Origin of the sequence: Acinetobacter sp. ASP199, assembly GCF_022700675.1 — a bacterium.
In the GTDB taxonomy this organism is placed as follows: domain Bacteria; phylum Pseudomonadota; class Gammaproteobacteria; order Pseudomonadales; family Moraxellaceae; genus Acinetobacter.
This window is the reverse complement of record NZ_CP062182.1, coordinates 1638874-1658067: the sequence shown is the minus strand read 5'-3', so window position 1 is coordinate 1658067 and position 19194 is coordinate 1638874. Positions and strand designations below refer to the sequence as shown.

General features: G+C 42.2%; 13 protein-coding genes, 2 tRNA genes, 3 rRNA genes and 1 pseudogene. 10 read left to right on the top strand and 9 right to left on the bottom strand.

The genetic code is table 11. The features are described 5' to 3' along the window. Window positions 1-3 precede the first annotated feature (3 nt). Window positions 4-1521 carry a pitrilysin family protein gene (locus IHE35_RS07785; RefSeq protein WP_242786874.1) on the bottom strand — a complete coding sequence of 506 codons (1518 nt, stop codon included), beginning with the start codon at window positions 1519-1521 and terminating at the stop codon, window positions 4-6. Next, a complete protein-coding gene (locus IHE35_RS07780) occupies window positions 1518-2846 on the bottom strand; it encodes a pitrilysin family protein (RefSeq protein WP_242786873.1) in 1329 nt (442 codons plus the stop codon). The genes IHE35_RS07785 and IHE35_RS07780 overlap by 4 nt, the downstream gene beginning before the upstream one ends. Before the next feature lie 255 nt (window positions 2847-3101). Between IHE35_RS07780 and ftsY the strand changes: the two genes are divergently transcribed. From ftsY to IHE35_RS07730, 10 genes and pseudogenes are all read left to right on the top strand, one after another. Next, the gene (gene ftsY, locus IHE35_RS07775; protein WP_242786872.1) at window positions 3102-4208 is read left to right on the top strand and encodes a signal recognition particle-docking protein FtsY; all 1107 of its coding nucleotides are present in this window, start codon (window positions 3102-3104) and stop codon (window positions 4206-4208) included. Between the two features lie 175 nt (window positions 4209-4383). Next, on the top strand, window positions 4384-5073 hold the full coding sequence (locus tag IHE35_RS07770) for a nitroreductase family protein (protein WP_242786871.1): 690 nt from the start codon (window positions 4384-4386) through the stop codon (window positions 5071-5073). Between the two features lie 184 nt (window positions 5074-5257). Then, a complete protein-coding gene (locus IHE35_RS07765; RefSeq protein WP_242786870.1) occupies window positions 5258-5851 on the top strand; it encodes a nitroreductase family protein in 594 nt (197 codons plus the stop codon). A 206-nt stretch (window positions 5852-6057) separates the two neighbouring features. Continuing rightward, window positions 6058-6720, top strand: coding sequence for a DUF2057 domain-containing protein (locus IHE35_RS07760; RefSeq protein ID WP_242786869.1), 663 nt, complete (start codon window positions 6058-6060; stop codon window positions 6718-6720). A gap of 454 nt (window positions 6721-7174) precedes the next feature. Then, a 16S ribosomal RNA gene (locus IHE35_RS07755) occupies window positions 7175-8714 on the top strand. Window positions 8715-8775: 61 nt separating this feature from the next. Further along, window positions 8776-8852 (top strand) — tRNA-Ile (locus IHE35_RS07750). 41 nt (window positions 8853-8893) lie between these two features. Next, window positions 8894-8969: transfer RNA gene (locus IHE35_RS07745), tRNA-Ala, on the top strand. A 418-nt stretch (window positions 8970-9387) separates the two neighbouring features. After that, a 23S ribosomal RNA gene (locus tag IHE35_RS07740) occupies window positions 9388-12281 on the top strand. Between the two features lie 183 nt (window positions 12282-12464). Continuing rightward, window positions 12465-12579: ribosomal RNA gene (rrf, locus tag IHE35_RS07735) — 5S ribosomal RNA — on the top strand. Together the 16S, 23S and 5S rRNA genes with 2 tRNA genes alongside form the textbook arrangement of a ribosomal RNA operon. 413 nt (window positions 12580-12992) lie before the next feature. Continuing rightward, a pseudogene (locus IHE35_RS07730) lies at window positions 12993-13740 on the top strand (IS5 family transposase). A 148-nt stretch (window positions 13741-13888) separates the two neighbouring features. Here IHE35_RS07730 and IHE35_RS07725 read toward each other — a convergent pair. The 7 genes from IHE35_RS07725 to IHE35_RS07695 form a co-directional block, all read right to left on the bottom strand. After that, entirely contained in the window at window positions 13889-14851 is a 963-nt protein-coding gene (locus IHE35_RS07725; RefSeq protein ID WP_180182461.1) for an IS30 family transposase, read from the bottom strand. A gap of 115 nt (window positions 14852-14966) precedes the next feature. Next, on the bottom strand, window positions 14967-15383 hold the full coding sequence (locus IHE35_RS07720; protein ID WP_242786868.1) for a roadblock/LC7 domain-containing protein: 417 nt from the start codon (window positions 15381-15383) through the stop codon (window positions 14967-14969). A gap of 10 nt (window positions 15384-15393) precedes the next feature. Continuing rightward, complete coding sequence (locus tag IHE35_RS07715; RefSeq protein WP_242786867.1) at window positions 15394-15930, bottom strand: ATP/GTP-binding protein; 537 nt, start codon at window positions 15928-15930, stop codon at window positions 15394-15396. Between the two features lie 12 nt (window positions 15931-15942). Further along, a complete protein-coding gene (locus IHE35_RS07710; RefSeq protein WP_242786866.1) occupies window positions 15943-16914 on the bottom strand; it encodes a hypothetical protein in 972 nt (323 codons plus the stop codon). A 54-nt stretch (window positions 16915-16968) separates the two neighbouring features. After that, on the bottom strand, window positions 16969-17328 hold the full coding sequence (locus IHE35_RS07705; RefSeq protein WP_242786865.1) for a roadblock/LC7 domain-containing protein: 360 nt from the start codon (window positions 17326-17328) through the stop codon (window positions 16969-16971). Window positions 17329-17814: 486 nt separating this feature from the next. Further along, on the bottom strand, window positions 17815-18327 hold the full coding sequence (locus IHE35_RS07700) for a transglycosylase SLT domain-containing protein (RefSeq protein WP_242789976.1): 513 nt from the start codon (window positions 18325-18327) through the stop codon (window positions 17815-17817). 287 nt (window positions 18328-18614) lie between these two features. Continuing rightward, entirely contained in the window at window positions 18615-19103 is a 489-nt protein-coding gene (locus IHE35_RS07695) for a GNAT family N-acetyltransferase (protein WP_242786864.1), read from the bottom strand. Window positions 19104-19194 lie beyond the last annotated feature (91 nt).

Sequence of the window (19194 nt, the reverse complement as noted above, 5' to 3'; positions counted from 1 at the left end):
AACTTAAGGGGTGAATATTAATCCATCAGTCGTAGCCGTATTCGTTAAATTTGCTTTCAAAGCTGTTTTCAGTCCATCTTTATCGAGTGTCTGACTAACGACGACTACAGTTAAACGGTCTGGATGCAAATGTTTACGTACTGCATTTTCAACATCTTTTACTGTGATTTTGGCTAATCGTTCTGGAAAACTGGTGAGATAATCGCGTGGCTCTGCATAGAACCCCATCGTTCCAAGCCGGGCGTTAATGGTGGCATTGCTGCTGTAGCTATTTGGAAACGCCCTTAACATTCCAGATTTGGTTTCTTCCAGTCGTTTGGTGTCTATCGGTTGATTTACAAAGTTGATAAATGCCTGATGTGCGACTTGAATGCTGTCTAATAGCTGGTCTTGACGGGTTGAATAGCGAAAACTAAACACCCCCGGTGTCTGAGTAAAGCTAAAAGTGCTATAAGCGGCATAGGTAAAACCACGTTTGACTCTTAACTCCTGCATTAATACCGCATTAAAGCCACTACCGCCAAATATACGATTCGCTACTTCTAAAGCAAGTTTATCTTCAGTAAAATGACTAGGTCCGAGATGACCAAACATCACATAGGCTTGACTTGAGTTATAGGGAATATGGACAACTTCTATATCATTTTTTAGTTGCGTATCAGGTAATGGTTGTGCCCGTGTTCCTTGCTTGAGATTTCCTGCAATGCGTTCTGAAAGATCCAGGGCTTGTTTTGGGCTAAGTTTTCCGGTAATCGCAATATTCATATTTTTCGCGACCAGAAACTGATCACGGAACTTCTTTAAATGTTCAGAATTTACTTTTTGAGTGCCGCCAATCGTGCCTGTTACTGGCTGTGCATAGGGGTGCTGTCCATACAGGGTTCTGTAAAAGCGGATATCCATTAAGCGACCTGGACTTTCCTGTAACTGTTTTTGACCAACATTGGTGTTGCTAACCGCCAGACTGATGCTCTGATTTTTAAAGGAAGCATGTTTAAGGACTTCCATCATCATTGCTAGGGCGGGTTCCAGTTTTTTGGGATCAGACATCACACGTAAGCGGATGACAAACATATCCCGATATGCCTGGGCACTAAATTGCGCGCCGCTTTGATCAAAAACAGCCGCAATTTCCCGGGCAGTATATGTATCGGTTCCTTCCCGGATCAATTTGGCTGCCATACTGGACAAACCAAACAAACCCTTTTGAATTTCCTCATCCCGTGCTGCACCAGCATTAAAGGTCAGCTGAATATCGACCATCGGCAGATCTTTGGTTTCGACAAATAGCGTACGTACTTTGTAGCGATTATTCAGCTCATGGACATAAGGCGCCTGAAACTGTCTTTCATTCTCGAGATTCTTTAAGCTTTGTAGCAGGGGGATAGCTTGCAACTGGCCGGGATTATCCTCCGGTAGAAGTTCTGTATTTTGATCAATTTCGGCCCAGACCAGAGAAGCATAGCTCAACGCAACAATTAATACACCATTTGAACATGCAGACTTGAGCTTGATCATCATTGTGCTTTTGCTTCCGGTGCGAGGTATAAGGTGCTGAGATTTTCACGAATGAAATAGGTATTCGCGACACGCTGAATATCGCTCATGCTAACATTTTCATAATGTTTAGGAAGCTCATCCATCAGCCGGTAACTTAAGCCGTTTACTTCCAGATTGCCGATCATTTTGGCCTGACCAGCAATATCATCTTGACTATAAATAAGATTGGAAACAAAGCGGGTGGTAATGCGTTCCAGTTCATGCTTGGGAATATCTGCAGTTTTTAACGCATCAACTTCTGTCTGAATGGCTTTTTGCGCATCTTCAAAACTGACATTCTTTGCAGGTAATGCGGAAATGCTAAACAGGCTGTCACCACGGTTATATGGATCATAGGACACACTGACAGAAGTCAGCAGCTTGCGGTCTCGTACCAGTCGATCTTGCAGCCGTGAGGAAATACCGCTGTCCAGCAAACTCCGGATAATTGTCAGGGCATAAGCATCTTGCCGATTGATTGCTGAAGCCAGTGATTTGACATTCCAGGTCATATACAGGTTGGGCACTTGTACATCAGTATTGATTTCCATGTGACGATAGCCTAAGCGTTCAAACTCAAGTACATCATTGCGTTGCGGTGTAACACGTGAGGGGGTGTCGGCAAAGTACTTTTGCACTTGCAGGAGAGCTTTTTCAGACTCTACATCGCCAACAATCACCAGAATGGCATTGTTCGGCGTATACCAGGTCTTATACCACTGCTTTACATCACTGAGCTGGATATTGTTCAGGGTTTTCATATGGCCAATGACTGGCTGGCGATAATGGCTGGTGGGATAACTAATCCATTTAAAACGTTCAAAGGCACGTGAACGTGGATTATCATCGGTGCGCTGGCGGCGCTCTTCCATGACCACTTTGATTTCGGGTTCAAAATCCTGTTGGCGTAGCAGCAGATTGCTCATACGGTCTGCTTCGAGTTCGAGTGCCATCGGAAAGTAGGCTTTGGGATAAAGCTGATAATAATTGGTGTAATTGGTAAAAGTTGCAGCATTCACACTACCGCCGTAGATCCGGCTAATCCGTGTGAATTCATCATTTGGAACTTTGCTGGTGCCCTTGAACATCATATGTTCCAGTACATGTGATACACCCAGGGTATTACCAGACTCATCCGCACTGCCGACTTTATACCAGATCTGGGTCATGACCATTGGTGCACGGTGATCTTCCCGGATAATGACTTTCAGACCATTTTTCAGGGTGGTTTCAAAGGTACTACGTGTCAGTTCGGATTTGGCTTTTTGTATGGTTTTTGCCTGAAGCTGGCTGCTGTCTAAACACATTAGTATTGCGCCAAGCGAATACAGGTATCGCTTAAACTGGATTGGGCGAGCGTGCATAAAAATGAGTGATTTGAACACTAGATATTCCAAAATAAGCGAATGTATTTATAAGTCATTTTAAGAATTGTGCAATTGAAAGCAAAGTGGTGCTGTTGCTTTTTGGTGTAATAGAAATGGAATTTTAATCTAAAGCTAAAACTTTATAACTTATGGTAGAATCCCATTTTTTAACGCAATGCTTTTCAAGGATTCGGCATGCAACAGCAATCTAATGGGCAAAACAAATTTTTGATTGATGCTGATATCGGAGATGACGATGTCACATTACCGAGTTTACCTGCGGTCAATGTGCCAATTATAGAAACGCCACGCGAACAAGCCGTTGTTTCAGCGCCCGCTGAAACAGAAATGCTGAGTGAAGAATCTGCTCCCAAAGGTGGTTTCTTTAGCCGTATGAAGGAAGGTCTAACCAAGACCCGTAAAAACCTTGCAGACGGCATGGTGAATATCCTCATCGGTGGTAAGGAAATTGATGACGAATTATTAGAAGAAGTAGAAGAGCAGCTGCTAGTTGCGGATATCGGCGTAGATGCAACCAAGACCATTATTGCCAATTTGACAGAACGTACAGCACGTGGAGACTTGATTTACTCTCATTCATTATATAAAGCGCTTCAGGAAGAACTCGTGGCCTTATTGGCACCGCGTGTAAAACCATTGCACATTGACCCGAACAAAAGTCCTTTCGTGATTCTGGTTGTCGGTGTAAACGGTGTAGGTAAAACCACAACCATTGGTAAGCTGGCAAAACGTTTACAAGGCAAAGGCAAGAAAGTCATGCTGGCAGCTGGTGATACCTTCCGTGCTGCGGCAACTGAACAGCTGCAAATCTGGGGTGAGCGCAATAACATCGCCGTAGTTGCTCAAGGTCACGGTGCTGATTCTGCCTCTGTCATTTTTGATGCTTTTGAAAGTGCCCGTGCCAAAGGTGTAGATGTCCTGATCGCCGATACGGCAGGCCGTTTGCATAACAAGAGCCACCTGATGCAAGAGCTGACCAAAGTGAAACGTGTGATGCAGAAGATTGATGCAACTGCACCACATGAAGTGATGCTGGTTGTGGATGCTGGTACAGGTCAAAATGCAATTAATCAGGTAGAAATGTTTGATGAAGCGGTCGGTCTGACTGGTATTACTATCACCAAACTGGATGGTACTGCTAAAGGTGGTGTGCTATTTAACATTGCCAGCCGTACCCATGTGCCAATCCGCTTTATTGGTGTAGGTGAGAAAATTGACGATCTTCGTCCATTCTCTGCCAAATCATTTGTTGCTGCGTTATTTGAAACTGAAAATAAATAATCGTGCAATAAGTCACAGAAACTCCGCTTAGCGCGGAGTTTTTTGTTTTTAAATCGATTGATTGCTGTAAAAAGCAACAGCCTTGAAAGCTTATGTCATAAGCCTTTTAGCCAAAGCCTTTACAATAAACAGGTCCAGCCATTGGCGGGCATGTTTTAATTGGGGAAAAGTGTAAATGGCGTTGTTAAATAAGATTGGGCATGTACTAACGACAGACCTGACTAAAGATTTTAAATTTTCAAAAAAGAGCAAAACTGAACAGACGGATGAGCTGACTTTTATCGATCAGTTAAAAAAGCGCCGTAGTATTTATGCTTTGGGGAAGCGAGTTCATTATAGCCAGGCATATATTGCTGAACTGATTCAAGCTGCAGTACGCAGTTGTCCTTCAGCTTTCAATTCACAAAGTGCACGAATCGTAATTCTGTTTGGTGATTCACATTATAAATTCTGGGAAATTGTAAAAGAGGTTAAACGTCTGGAAATGCCTGCTCAGGTATTCGAAGGAGTTGAAATCAAGATTGATCAATGTGCTGCTGCTTTTGGAACAGTCTTATTTTATGAAGATCAAACGATCATTCAGCAGTTACAAAAGAAAATGCCAATGAGTGCTGAAGATTTTCCGGTCTGGTCTGAACAGACTTCGGGCATGGCGCAGTTTGCTGTCTGGACAGCACTTGCAGATTCAGGCTTGGGGGCATCCTTACAGCACTATAATCCAACGGTGGATCAGGCAATCGCAGCACATTTTAAAATAGATGAAAACTGGCTGCTACGCGCCCAGCTTTGTTTTGGTTCTATTGAACAGCCTGCAGAACCCCATCGGAACCCTAACTTCCAGGATCGCTTTTGCGTATTTACCTAAAATGATAAACAACCCACTGGAGATATAGGCCAGTGGGTACAATACAAATATTAAACGTAAAAAAACCTCTTATTGTTCTATTAATAAAACACTACGTTTTTTATATACGCCTGTTTTGGGTTAAAAAAAAGATTAATCTGTCATTATCGATTTTGAACAAGACAAGATATACAAGAGGTTCTCCATGGCATTTTTAGATCAAATCAAACAACGCCGTAGCATTTATGCAATTGGTAATAATGTAACGCTAGATCAGGTGGAAATTGAAAATATAATTAAGGAGGCAGTGCGTCACAGCCCATCTTCTTTTAACTCGCAAACTTCTCGCGTAGTGATCCTGTTTGGTGAATCGCATCAAAATTTCTGGAATATTGTCCGTGACACTTTAAAGAAAATTGTGCCAGCTAATGCGTTTGAAGGAACAAATAACAAAATTAACAGTTTTGCAGCGGGTTATGGCACAGCCTTGTTTTATGAAGATCAGGAAGTGGTAAAAGAAATGCAAGCACAATTCCCATTGTATGCAGATAACTTCCCGGTATGGTCAGAGCATTCTTCAGCGATTGCCCAATTTGCGACTTGGACAGCATTGGCGGAAAAAAATATTGGTGCCTCTTTGCAGCACTATAATCCGATCATTGATGATGAAGTCGCGATCGCTTTTGATGTGCCTTTAAACTGGAAGCTACGCGCCCAATTGGTGTTTGGTTCCATTGAAGCGCCAGCAGGTGAGAAAACTTTTGTGGATGACGCAGAGCGTTTTAAAACTTTTAATTAATAGAGTTGAATAATGAAAAGGAGCGCTTCAGTGCTCCTTTTTTATTTTGTATGCATTGACGACATAGCGCTTAGCTGAATATATCAGATGGATATATAGATATATGCTTGAACTACTGGCTGTTTGTCTAAGTGATTTATCATAAAATTGTCACATATACTCGGCATAGTGCAAACACACTTAAATAATCAGGAAGAATGAAGCGAATGAATTTACGTATTGCGATCGCAGCTGCGACTTTAATGGGAAGTAGTTCTGTCTTTTCAGCAGTGACCTTGATGGCACCGGAAGAAATCAAGATTGTCGCGGTGAATGAGCAAGAAGTAAAAAGTGGATTAATCCGTAAAAACCAGACCTATAAGCTAGATCCGGGATCAAACAGCATTAGTGTGCGTTATACGGAATTCTTCCAGCATAATGACAATACCCATGACATTTTAAAATCAGGCGTAGTAACAGTTAAAACGCCTGAACTGAAAGATGGTGAAAACTATCGTCTGGCTTTAATCAACGCACCTAAAAATTTTGATGCCGCACAAAAATATAAAGACCAACCGATTGTTGGTTTATATGATGCCAAAAATCAGTTGCTGGTACAGCAGTCAGGGGCAAATAGTGAAACCAAGCCTTTATTGGGAAAAAGTGTATTGGGTAAAGCAGTAGACCTGACCACTAAAACGGTTGCTCCTGCAAATCAGCCTGCACCAGTTTATACACAGGCAGCGCTAGTGCCAGTAGTAGCTAAGGTAAACTCAACTGAAACAGCAATAAAAACTTCTACTGACCAGCAGCTGATTCAGCTTTGGCAACAAGCATCTAAAATAGAACGTCAAAAGTTTATGTCTTGGCTTGCTGAACAAGGCAATTAAAAAACATGAAAAAGATCGGTTTATACCGATCTTTTTTAATTTGATAGCTGAGCGTTACACTTTGAAAATATATTTCAGGCCAGAACGATGGATTAATATCCGTAAAGCTGCTAAAAATACGCATTCAGAGTAAAAAATGAACGACCAATTCATATTTTTATATATTTTTATGAAAAGCACTTGCGCTCATTGTGAAACTGTATAGAATACGCAGCACACCAACGCAATGCATGAAACGAAAAGTTAAGTGATTAAGTTGGAACTTAAAACTGACGAGGTTTTAAGTGAGATCATTAAGAGATTATGAAGAACAACTTGTGTGGATTTTTACTGGTTGATCAATCGAAACTATTTTCATTGATAATTGGTAGAAATTTCTCGAAGTTTATTTGAGCAAATTTTTTGTCAGTAATTGATGAGCCAAGATTGGTACACTATATGTACTATTGATTTTAAACTGAAGAGTTTGATCATGGCTCAGATTGAACGCTGGCGGCAGGCTTAACACATGCAAGTCGAGCGGGGTGAAGGTAGCTTGCTACTGGATCTTAGCGGCGGACGGGTGAGTAATGCTTAGGAATCTGCCTATTAGTGGGGGACAACGTTCCGAAAGGAACGCTAATACCGCATACGTCCTACGGGAGAAAGCAGGGGACCTTCGGGCCTTGCGCTAGTAGATGAGCCTAAGTCGGATTAGCTAGTTGGTGGGGTAAAGGCCTACCAAGGCGACGATCTGTAGCGGGTCTGAGAGGATGATCCGCCACACTGGGACTGAGACACGGCCCAGACTCCTACGGGAGGCAGCAGTGGGGAATATTGGACAATGGGCGGAAGCCTGATCCAGCCATGCCGCGTGTGTGAAGAAGGCCTTTTGGTTGTAAAGCACTTTAAGCGAGGAGGAGGAACTCTAGATTAATACTCTAGATGTTTGGACGTTACTCGCAGAATAAGCACCGGCTAACTCTGTGCCAGCAGCCGCGGTAATACAGAGGGTGCGAGCGTTAATCGGATTTACTGGGCGTAAAGCGTGCGTAGGCGGCTTTTTAAGTCGGATGTGAAATCCCTGAGCTTAACTTAGGAATTGCATTCGATACTGGAAAGCTAGAGTATGGGAGAGGATGGTAGAATTCCAGGTGTAGCGGTGAAATGCGTAGAGATCTGGAGGAATACCGATGGCGAAGGCAGCCATCTGGCCTAATACTGACGCTGAGGTACGAAAGCATGGGGAGCAAACAGGATTAGATACCCTGGTAGTCCATGCCGTAAACGATGTCTACTAGCCGTTGGGGCCTTTGAGGCTTTAGTGGCGCAGCTAACGCGATAAGTAGACCGCCTGGGGAGTACGGTCGCAAGACTAAAACTCAAATGAATTGACGGGGGCCCGCACAAGCGGTGGAGCATGTGGTTTAATTCGATGCAACGCGAAGAACCTTACCTGGCCTTGACATACTAAGAACTTTCCAGAGATGGATTGGTGCCTTCGGGAACTTAGATACAGGTGCTGCATGGCTGTCGTCAGCTCGTGTCGTGAGATGTTGGGTTAAGTCCCGCAACGAGCGCAACCCTTTTCCTTATTTGCCAGCGGGTTATGCCGGGAACTTTAAGGATACTGCCAGTGACAAACTGGAGGAAGGCGGGGACGACGTCAAGTCATCATGGCCCTTACGGCCAGGGCTACACACGTGCTACAATGGTCGGTACAAAGGGTTGCTACCTCGCGAGAGGATGCTAATCTCAAAAAGCCGATCGTAGTCCGGATCGCAGTCTGCAACTCGACTGCGTGAAGTCGGAATCGCTAGTAATCGCGGATCAGAATGCCGCGGTGAATACGTTCCCGGGCCTTGTACACACCGCCCGTCACACCATGGGAGTTTGTTGCACCAGAAGTAGGTAGTCTAACCGTAAGGAGGACGCTTACCACGGTGTGGCCGATGACTGGGGTGAAGTCGTAACAAGGTAGCCGTAGGGGAACCTGCGGCTGGATCACCTCCTTAACGAAAGATTGACGATTGGTAAGAATCCACAACAAGTTGTTCTTCATGACGATGTATCTGAGGGTCTGTAGCTCAGTTGGTTAGAGCACACGCTTGATAAGCGTGGGGTCACAAGTTCAAGTCTTGTCAGACCCACCATGACATACTCATACGATACATTGAATCCTAAATGATAAGCTGGGGACTTAGCTTAGTTGGTAGAGCGCCTGCTTTGCACGCAGGAGGTCAGGAGTTCGACTCTCCTAGTCTCCACCATCACATCATTGACTACTAGTTGGTCAAGCAGATGTAAGATGAGCTAAGAAATAAGCGATCAATTGATGAGATCCTAGAGATTAACAAGTACAAGCGTTATGATACGCGCACTTGATAATCTCTGTGATCTATCACAGTTGACTGCACTCCGACGAGGATGCAGTGAATCATTAACAGAATATATTTGAGTTGAAATAATTTGTTCAAACTCGTTTTAAACAACCTAACAAGCAATTGTGAAAGTTGAATGAAATGAGTTCTAGCGATTAAACTGAATCAAGCGTTTTGGTATATGAATCTAATTGAAGCTGTACAGTGCTTAAATGCACAAGACGCCAACTGTATGAGAGTGATGAGAAATCATCATGATCTGTTGCTAACCTAACTTGTAAGGGTTAACGACTGTTTGGGGTTGTATAGTCAAGTAATTAAGTGCATGTGGTGGATGCCTTGGCAGTCAGAGGCGATGAAAGACGTGATAGCCTGCGAAAAGCTCCGGGGAGGCGGCAAATATCCTGTGATCCGGAGATGTCTGAATGGGGAAACCCACCTGGTATAAGCCAGGTATCATTAACTGAATACATAGGTTAATGAGGCGAACGGAGGGAAGTGAAACATCTCAGTACCTCTAGGAAAAGAAATCAATTGAGATTCCCTCAGTAGCGGCGAGCGAACGGGGAACAGCCCATTAAGTCATATCAGTTTTAGTGGAATGCTCTGGGAAGTGCAACCATAGTGGGTGATAGTCCTGTACACGAAAGGGCTGATATGATGATGTCGAGTAGGGCGAGGCACGTGAAACCTTGTCTGAATATGGGGGGACCATCCTCCAAGGCTAAATACTCCTGACTGACCGATAGTGAACCAGTACCGTGAGGGAAAGGCGAAAAGAACCCCTGTGAGGGGAGTGAAATAGATCCTGAAACCGCATGCATACAAGCAGTGGGAGCCGACTTGTTCGGTGACTGCGTACCTTTTGTATAATGGGTCAGCGACTTATATTCAGTAGCAAGGTTAACCGTATAGGGGAGCCGTAGGGAAACCGAGTCTTAATAGGGCGTTTAGTTGCTGGGTATAGACCCGAAACCGGGTGATCTATCCATGAGCAGGTTGAAGGTTAGGTAACACTGACTGGAGGACCGAACCCACTGTCGTTGAAAAGCCAGGGGATGACTTGTGGATAGGGGTGAAAGGCTAATCAAACTCGGTGATAGCTGGTTCTCCCCGAAAGCTATTTAGGTAGCGCCTCGGACGAATACCATTGGGGGTAGAGCACTGTTTCGGCTAGGGGGTCATCCCGACTTACCAAACCGATGCAAACTCCGAATACCAATGAGTACTATCCGGGAGACAGACTGCGGGTGCTAACGTCCGTAGTCAAGAGGAAAACAATCCAGACCGCCAGCTAAGGCCCCTAAATTATAGTTAAGTGGGAAACGATGTGGGAAGGCATAGACAGCTAGGAGGTTGGCTTAGAAGCAGCCACCCTTTAAAGAAAGCGTAATAGCTCACTAGTCGAGTCGGCCTGCGCGGAAGATGTAACGGGGCTAAAACTATATGCCGAAGCTGCGGATTTGCAATTTATTGCAAGTGGTAGGGGAGCGTTCTGTAAGCCGATGAAGGTGGATTGAGAAGTCTGCTGGAGGTATCAGAAGTGCGAATGCTGACGTGAGTAACGACAAAGCGGGTGAAAAACCCGCTCGCTGAAAGACCAAGGGTTCCAGTCCAACGTTAATCGGGGCTGGGTGAGTCGACCCCTAAGGCGAGGCCGAGAGGCGTAGTCGATGGGAAATTGGTTAATATTCCAATACTTCTGTTTAATGCGATGAGAGGACGGAGAAGGTTAAGTCAGCCTGGCGTTGGTTGTCCAGGTGGAAGGTTGTAGGCATGTATCTTAGGCAAATCCGGGGTACTCTATGCTGAGAACTGATAGCAAGCTGTACTTGTACAGTGAAGTGGCTGATACCATACTTCCAGGAAAAGTCTCTAAGCTTCAGTTAAACAGGAATCGTACCCGAAACCGACACAGGTGGTCAGGTCGAGTAGACCAAAGCGCTTGAGAGAACTCTGCTGAAGGAACTAGGCAAAATGGTACCGTAACTTCGGGAGAAGGTACGCTGTTGATGGTGATAGGACTTGCTCCTTGAGCTGTCGACAGCCTCAGAAACCAGGCCCCTGCAACTGTTTATTAAAAACATAGCACTCTGCAAACACGAAAGTGGACGTATAGGGTGTGATGCCTGCCCGGTGCTGGAAGGTTAATTGATGTGGTTAGCGCAAGCGAAGCTATTGATCGAAGCCCCAGTAAACGGCGGCCGTAACTATAACGGTCCTAAGGTAGCGAAATTCCTTGTCGGGTAAGTTCCGACCTGCACGAATGGCATAATGATGGGGGCGCTGTCTCCAGCAGAGGCTCAGTGAAATCGAAATCGCCGTGAAGATGCGGTGTACCCGCGGCTAGACGGAAAGACCCCGTGAACCTTTACTGCAGCTTGACATTGAACTTTGATCTTACTTGTGTAGGATAGGTGGGAGGCTTTGAAGTGGCGACGCTAGTTGCCATGGAGCCGTCCTTGAAATACCACCCTGGTAATATTGAGGTTCTAACTCTGCTCCATTATCTGGAGCGAGGACCATGTCTGGTGGGTAGTTTGACTGGGGCGGTCTCCTCCTAAAGAGTAACGGAGGAGTACGAAGGTGCGCTCAGCGTGGTCGGAAATCACGCGTAGAGTATAAAGGCAAAAGCGCGCTTAACTGCGAGACCCACAAGTCGAGCAGGTACGAAAGTAGGTCTTAGTGATCCGGTGGTTCTGTATGGAAGGGCCATCGCTCAACGGATAAAAGGTACTCTGGGGATAACAGGCTGATACCGCCCAAGAGTTCATATCGACGGCGGTGTTTGGCACCTCGATGTCGGCTCATCTCATCCTGGGGCTGAAGCAGGTCCCAAGGGTATGGCTGTTCGCCATTTAAAGAGGTACGCGAGCTGGGTTTAGAACGTCGTGAGACAGTTCGGTCCCTATCTACCGTGGGCGCTGGAAATTTGAGAGGATCTGCTCCTAGTACGAGAGGACCAGAGTGGACGAACCTCTGGTGTACCGGTTGTGACGCCAGTCGCATCGCCGGGTAGCTATGTTCGGAAGGGATAACCGCTGAAAGCATCTAAGCGGGAAGCCTACCTCAAGATAAGATTTCCCTGTGACTTTATGTCACCTAAAGAGCCGTTGAAGACTACGACGTTGATAGGTTGGATGTGGAAGTGTAGTGATACATGAAGCTGACCAATACTAATTGCTCGTGAGGCTTGACTATACAACACCCAAACAGTTGTATATAAAGCATCAATTGATTTCATATTAATCAAAGCAACTTGATTTAGTGATCAAGCTAGATAAAATGAACACCTTAGATTGACTCAAGTATCTCTGTTAATAACTCATTTGGTAGAAAGCAAGGCATCTAAATAAGACCTAGCGAGTATCCATAAACAGTTGTGCTGGCGACAATAGCAAGAGTGAACCACCTGATCCCTTCCCGAACTCAGAAGTGAAACCTCTTAGCGCTGATGGTAGTGTGGGGTTACCCATGTGAGAGTAAGTCATCGCCAGCTCATTAATTCAAAAACACCCCCTGACAACAGGGGGTGTTTTTTTATGCGTTGAATTTTTTCTTAATCATTGTATTTTCAAAATAGAAAAATACTGTATAACATAAATATTATCTTAACTATTTTACGCAAAACCATAATTACTATACGGGTATTTTATTAATGACTTGGATGTCTGGCAGATTATTATGTATTTTATGATTCTTAGATTATTAAATTACTGGTTTTTAAATCAGCATTATTTAAAACGGAAAAGTTAAAAAATATTTGGATCGAGCAATGTCTTGAAATCAGCAGAAGTAAAAGCTGTTCCTGTGATGACTAGTTTGGTCTCTGCTATTTTATTTATTTTGATTTTAATTAGGGCCTGTCATCAATTAGCTTGAGAAAATCTAATCTGTCCTCATTATTTTTTCATGACTAAATGCTATGCATTAAGAGATGATCAGTGGGAGCAGATTAAGGATCTGTTGCCCGGACGAGCAAGTACTGTTGGAGTAACTGCCAAAGACAACAGGCTATTTGTTGAAGCAGTATTATATCGGTATCGTTCCGGTATTCCGTGGCGAGACTTACCAGAACGCTTTGGGGATTTTAGAGTCGTGCACACTCGCTTTAGCCGTTGGGCTAAAGCAGGCGTCTGGCAGAGAATTTTTGAAGTGCTATCACATGAAAGTGATAATGAATATGCCATACTGGACTCAACCATTGTGCGCGCTCATCAACACAGCGCCGGAAAAAAAAGAACAGGCAATCGGACACAGTAAAGGTGGCTTAAGTACCAAAATTCATGCCCGTACGGATGCTTTAGGCAACCCGACAGGATTTTATCTCACTGCTGGGCATGCTCATGACTTAAATGGTGCTGATGTGCTGCTGGACTTATCGTTAAGTCAGACTTGGCTCATGGATAAAGCCTATAATTCTAAGAATCGGGTGATTGATCCAATCCATAAGATCAATGGTCAGACCGTGATGCCGTCCAAAAGTAACGCGATTGAACAGTGTGATTATGACCAACATCTTTATAAAGCAAGACATCTGATCGAGAATTTCTTCGCCAAGCTCAAGCAGTATCGAGGTATTGCTACGCGCTATGATAAATTGGCTCAAAAATTCCTCTCAGCAATCTACCTTGCTTCAAGCATAATATGGCTTAATTGATGACACGCCCCAGTTTGGGGATAATAGATCATATATTTGAAAATACTTTTCTCGCAGGAATTTCATCAGATTCTATTTGTCATTCTTATGAACCTTAATCTTAAAAAATATTTACAGCCTGAATATATAGACTGTAAATATGGCGGATTCAAGCAGCAAGTGCAACAGTATAAAAACCAGCCATAACTTCACTAGGCGTATACCAGCCTAGTGTTTTTCTAGGGCGATGATTGAGAGCAAATTCTATCTGCTCTATTTGTTCATTTGACACTTCATCAAACGAAGATGATTTTGGCAGATATTGCCTGATCAGACCATTGGTATTTTCATTTCTGGCTCGTTGAATCGACTTGTATGGATCTGCAAAGTACGTCTCTATCCCTGCTTCCGTTATCCGCCGGTGCTCGGAGAACTCCTTACCATTATCAAAGGTTACACTGTAGGCATGACTGCTGCGCAAACATGCTAAAGCACACGAAATCGTTTTAGTTGTGGTTCTAGTTTGTCCCAAATGAACGATATGTACATACAAGCTTTTGCGCTCAACCAGAGTTAATAATGCCCCCTTGTGATTCTTGCCTATCACGGTATCACCTTCAAAATCACCTAGGCGTTGACGTTTCTCGACGACCTCATCGCGACAGTGAATACTTGTTCTATCAACGAGTTGGCCTCTACGGTCTGTATTTTTATAACCTCGTTTACGATATTTCTTTTGATGCCTTAAATGAAGGTGGAGCTTACCACCTTTAGATTTATCTAGATAAACATACTGATAAATCCATTCATGTGAAGGCACATCAAGCCAACCTCGTTGTGTTAAAGCACCTGAAATTTGCTCAGGAGACCAATCTAAGCCAATCAGATAACGAATATAAACGAGAGCAAAATCTGTCATTTGTGAAGAGGATCGATATCGTCTTTGACTTGAAAATTTCTCTGCCTGTTGAGCTCGATATCCACGTTTTCCAGTATTTCTTTTGATCTCACGATAAAGGGTTGATCGAGAACGTCCAAGCTCCCTGGCAAGGGTAGAGATTGAAGATTTGCTTTTCAAAGCAGCATAAATTTCGTATCTTTCATCTTGAGAAAGTTGGGTGTATTGCTTCATTGGGTGCTTTCCAATTGCGAGTTGAAAAAAGTCTAATGATTTTAATACACCTAACTTTTTCAACTAACTACAAATATGTCGCACTTGGTATTTGAATCTGCGTATTTAAAAATTATTAAATTTGAAAGTTAGCAATATCTTGAGCAGTCTTCTTGGTACAGTATAGTAACTGTCCTAATAAGACATCACTTGATGTCATAATTAATATCAGCATCGGATATTTTTGATGTGGAATAGCCGTTAAGATCGCTTTACCATTATTAGCATCCAGTGTAATGCTTTGACAACCTTCCAGTTGTAATTCCTGCATAAATGCCTGGACCATGGCTACAATAGAACTGCTTACGGCAGCAAGTTTTCCTTTGTCATTGGTTTTAATTTTCTCAAATGAGGCTAATTCAAATCCATCTGAAGAGCAGAGCATGGTAAGTTCTACGCCTTGCACATTGAATAAGAGCTCCTGAATCTGTTTGGCTGCAAATTCAGTTAATTCTTGGGGAGCAGTACGTTTTGCAAGATCATTTAAGGACATGGAATTTTCTTCAGGCAGTAAGTTGAATTTCAGCTGTGGCGATTAAGGCATCAACTAGCATTAACACATCATTTTTTTCGCGGGCATCAATAAAGAACATAGGATAAGTGCTGTCCTGTTTTTCAGCCCAGGCATGATAGAGAGCAGCATTATTTTTAGCTTTCTTATCAATATGTGTAATGCCAATCACGACATTTTTAACTTTATCTTTGAAGTAATTCAGATAAAATTCTAGTTCTTCTAATGGCTCATCAATACTGTTATCGATCAGTAAGATGACTCCGATAGCGCCTTGTGTGATCACGTTCCAGATAAAATCAAAGCGTTGCTGGCCTGGTGTGCCATATAAGCCGACTTTGACCCCATCTTCCAGTACCAGTTCACCATAATCAATACCGACCGTTGTTAGTGACTTCTGGTGTGCTTCAAGGTCGGTGTTAATTGCTTCGGTACTTAATACATCAATGTTAGAAATGGTGCGAATGGCTGTGGTCTTGCCAGCACCCATGCTACCAGCAAATACCAATTTAAATTGGTGCAAGATCAAACTGAATTACTCCTAGATACCGAGCTTCTTACGTAATTTGCTAAAGAAACTCATCATTTTATTAGCTTCTTTTGGAATAGCGGCGGTTGTATGCTGTGTGAATTTGGCTTGATCTGGTGAGATTGGTTCAAGCATATTGGCCAGTTGTGAAGTACACAGAAATTGATGAATATATTTTTCACCTAATTTCAGCTGTTGTTGTGCATACGCCACTGATGAACCTTCACTGAAAAGGGCAGCTAATTTGAATAGGTCTTTGCGTTGATCAGTGTCTTTAATCTGTGGCCATTTGGTTAGGCGGTAATAGTCTGGATATTCAAGTTGAGTAAATTGCAGGTGATGCCATACGAAATTCCAGATCCCTTGGTTAAGATCTTCTGGACGTACTTGAGTGCGGAATTGCACAATACTATTTAGATCGGCAGGTTCAATGCGGAATTCCGCCTTAGGATCCGAATACCAGTTGATTACTGGATAGAAGCAATGCTGTTCCAGATCGATAAGCGCAACACGTTCATCACCATTTTTGATCATGTATTTGCTATGACCTGATGGCTGAAATAGCTCATCTAGTATTAACTTAAATGACTGATAGGCAATTTTGGCGCTATGAGAGGGCGCTATTAATATTGGTTGTTCAATTGCACAAAGAGTCTGAGCACCTGATAAAAACTCACGTTGAAGCCATTCTGTTAAAGCTTGGGAGTGCTCAAAGGGTAAGAACAATGTATTCTCAAGCACCTGAGATGATAATGCAGGATTTTTCTCAACTTGCAGAAGTGTAATATTATTATTTTTAATTTTTTGAATATGGGGTAAATCGACAAAATCAGCATTTACTAATAAAAGCTGTAGTTTTTGGTCAGTAAGATTGGTCCATACCAGATTATATTTTTCACTTAAAACATCAGCTATTGTACTTTTAAGTACATTAATTAAAGACAGGCTGAGTCCAAAAATGGAAATATAGAGAGTATCTTTCATGAGGATGTGCTCAATTTAAGGGCTACCGGAAAAAGTAGCCCTCAAATAGCTTAATTAAGCGAAATCTAAACCTTTTTCAAAGCGTTTCAATTCATGACGTGCCATAGCAAGGTTTGAACGACTACGGTCAAGAACTAGATAAAGGAATAAAGTTTCATTTGAATCAAGTGGGCGTAGCAAGTGATATTGTTTGCCTAACGTGATTAGAATGTCTTCGATAGAATCATTTAGATTCAGGCTCGATGCTACACGACGTTTAGCACGTAAAACTTCTGTATTACCTGCAGCTGCGAGTTCAAGATCAATTGTATTGTTGCCAAGAGTTGCTAATGCAAGACCGCTTTCGCTGTCTACAAGTGCTGCTGCAACGAAACCATCAATATCTGTAAGTGCATCTAAAGTAAGCTTAGCCATACTATCCCCCCGGAAAATTTTAAAATAAAGAAGATAAAAAAAATTTATCGCAAGAATGTTTATATAAAAAAACCTACAATACAAGTTGGAATAAATTGAAAATATTTAAAAATTAGCGCATAGGAAGATTATTAATTGAATCAGAGTATTATTTAAAATTAATTTAAAAACGATTTTGTTTGACTTGGTTCTTAGTAATTTCAGTATTAACATCATGTTAGCATATCTAGGTATACGTATTATTTGACTCATTTTGAATTAATATTAAAAATATGATTAATATAAAAAAAGTATAAATAAGGATTTTAAGTGTTGTTTTACTAAACAATATAGGTTTTTATATATTTAATTCAAAATGTGATTTAAATATGATATGGAAAGTTAATAGTGACTTGGATCAAATAATATTATAAAAGTGGATAATTATTATTTGGATTAATAATCAAGCATAATTTATATTATGCTTAATTACATTTATTAGAAAAACTAAATGGAGTTTTTTAATGTTTTTTTATGGTTAAGCACCTGATTAGCATATCTCTTTCCTTGTTTACGCATATTACGATTTTTTTCGTAATTAGTTGGTCCGACATTATAGTAACCAAGTGCCTTTTTAAGATCACCAGCCGATTGATGGTAATGAGAAAGGATATATGCGCCACATTGAATATTGACAGCTTCATCATAGAGATTATTGCCACACGTGCTTTGCCAATAACGCGGGATCACTTGCATCAGTCCAACTGCACCTGCAGATGAGGTGACTTGACTGCGGTAAGTAGACTCCTGACGGATAACCGCAGCGACAATAAGTGGATCCAGGCTATTTTTTTCTGCATGGTGGATAATTAGAGGAGAAACACGATCTGCAGTAGATGCTGAAATAGCGTAGGCATTCTGTATACCTTTGGATAATTTTGCAGAACGTTTTTCTAAAGAATTACCCCCAAAAGAAGTACATGCACTGAGTAAAATCGTACTCAAGCCCAGCAATCCCATTTTAAAAGTTATCTTATTAAATAAAGATAAAGAATAGTTTTTGACAGAAAATGCGCCCAACAAAATTTCAGTTTCCATGTATTTTTAAAATTAATCTGATCTTAAGTAGCTGTATACAAATCGTCAAGAAATTAGCTGAAATGTTTACAAAGCGAAGATAGAGATAGCTGAATCATGGAGATTTTATGAAGAAGCTGATTAGAGATTACGCTGTCAGGAAAATCCTAAGCAGGATTAAATGTCTCTTATTATTTAGGACTTTCCTCGGTGAAATTGCTTGGCTGGTTTCAACCTAGGGTTTTTAGCATCCATATTTCACAGGCATCACTATGCCCAGTGTTCCCTTCAGTATGATCCAGATGTTCAAAGCCTAGTTTTTCGTATAGTTTGACCGCTTGCCAAAGAGATTTTGTCGTTTCCAGATAAATCTTATGAAAGTTCTGTTGCTGAGCGAAATCAAAAGCCAGATTTAAAATCTGCTTGGCAAAACCATATTGACGAATCGCTGGGAGGAAATACATTTTCTGGATTTCTAGAATGCTGTCATCACCTTGTAGGGGCGCAATGCCACCACCACCATAAACTTGATCCTGTTCATCCACAATAACCCAGTAAGTAGCATTTGGTTGTTGATAAACTTGATACAAGCTATCCAGAATGGAATCACCTACTGCAAAACCACAGTCAGCAGCAAGACCAAATTCAATAGAAACTTCACGAATAATTTTGGCAATTTGGGGATTATCCTGAGGCTGGATCGGGCGGATAGAATACATAATTCATAAAATGCAAAAAAAAGATGGATTTTTTATAGCCTGAAAACGATAAATAATCCATCTTTTAAACACATCTATTCGCAATAAAGCA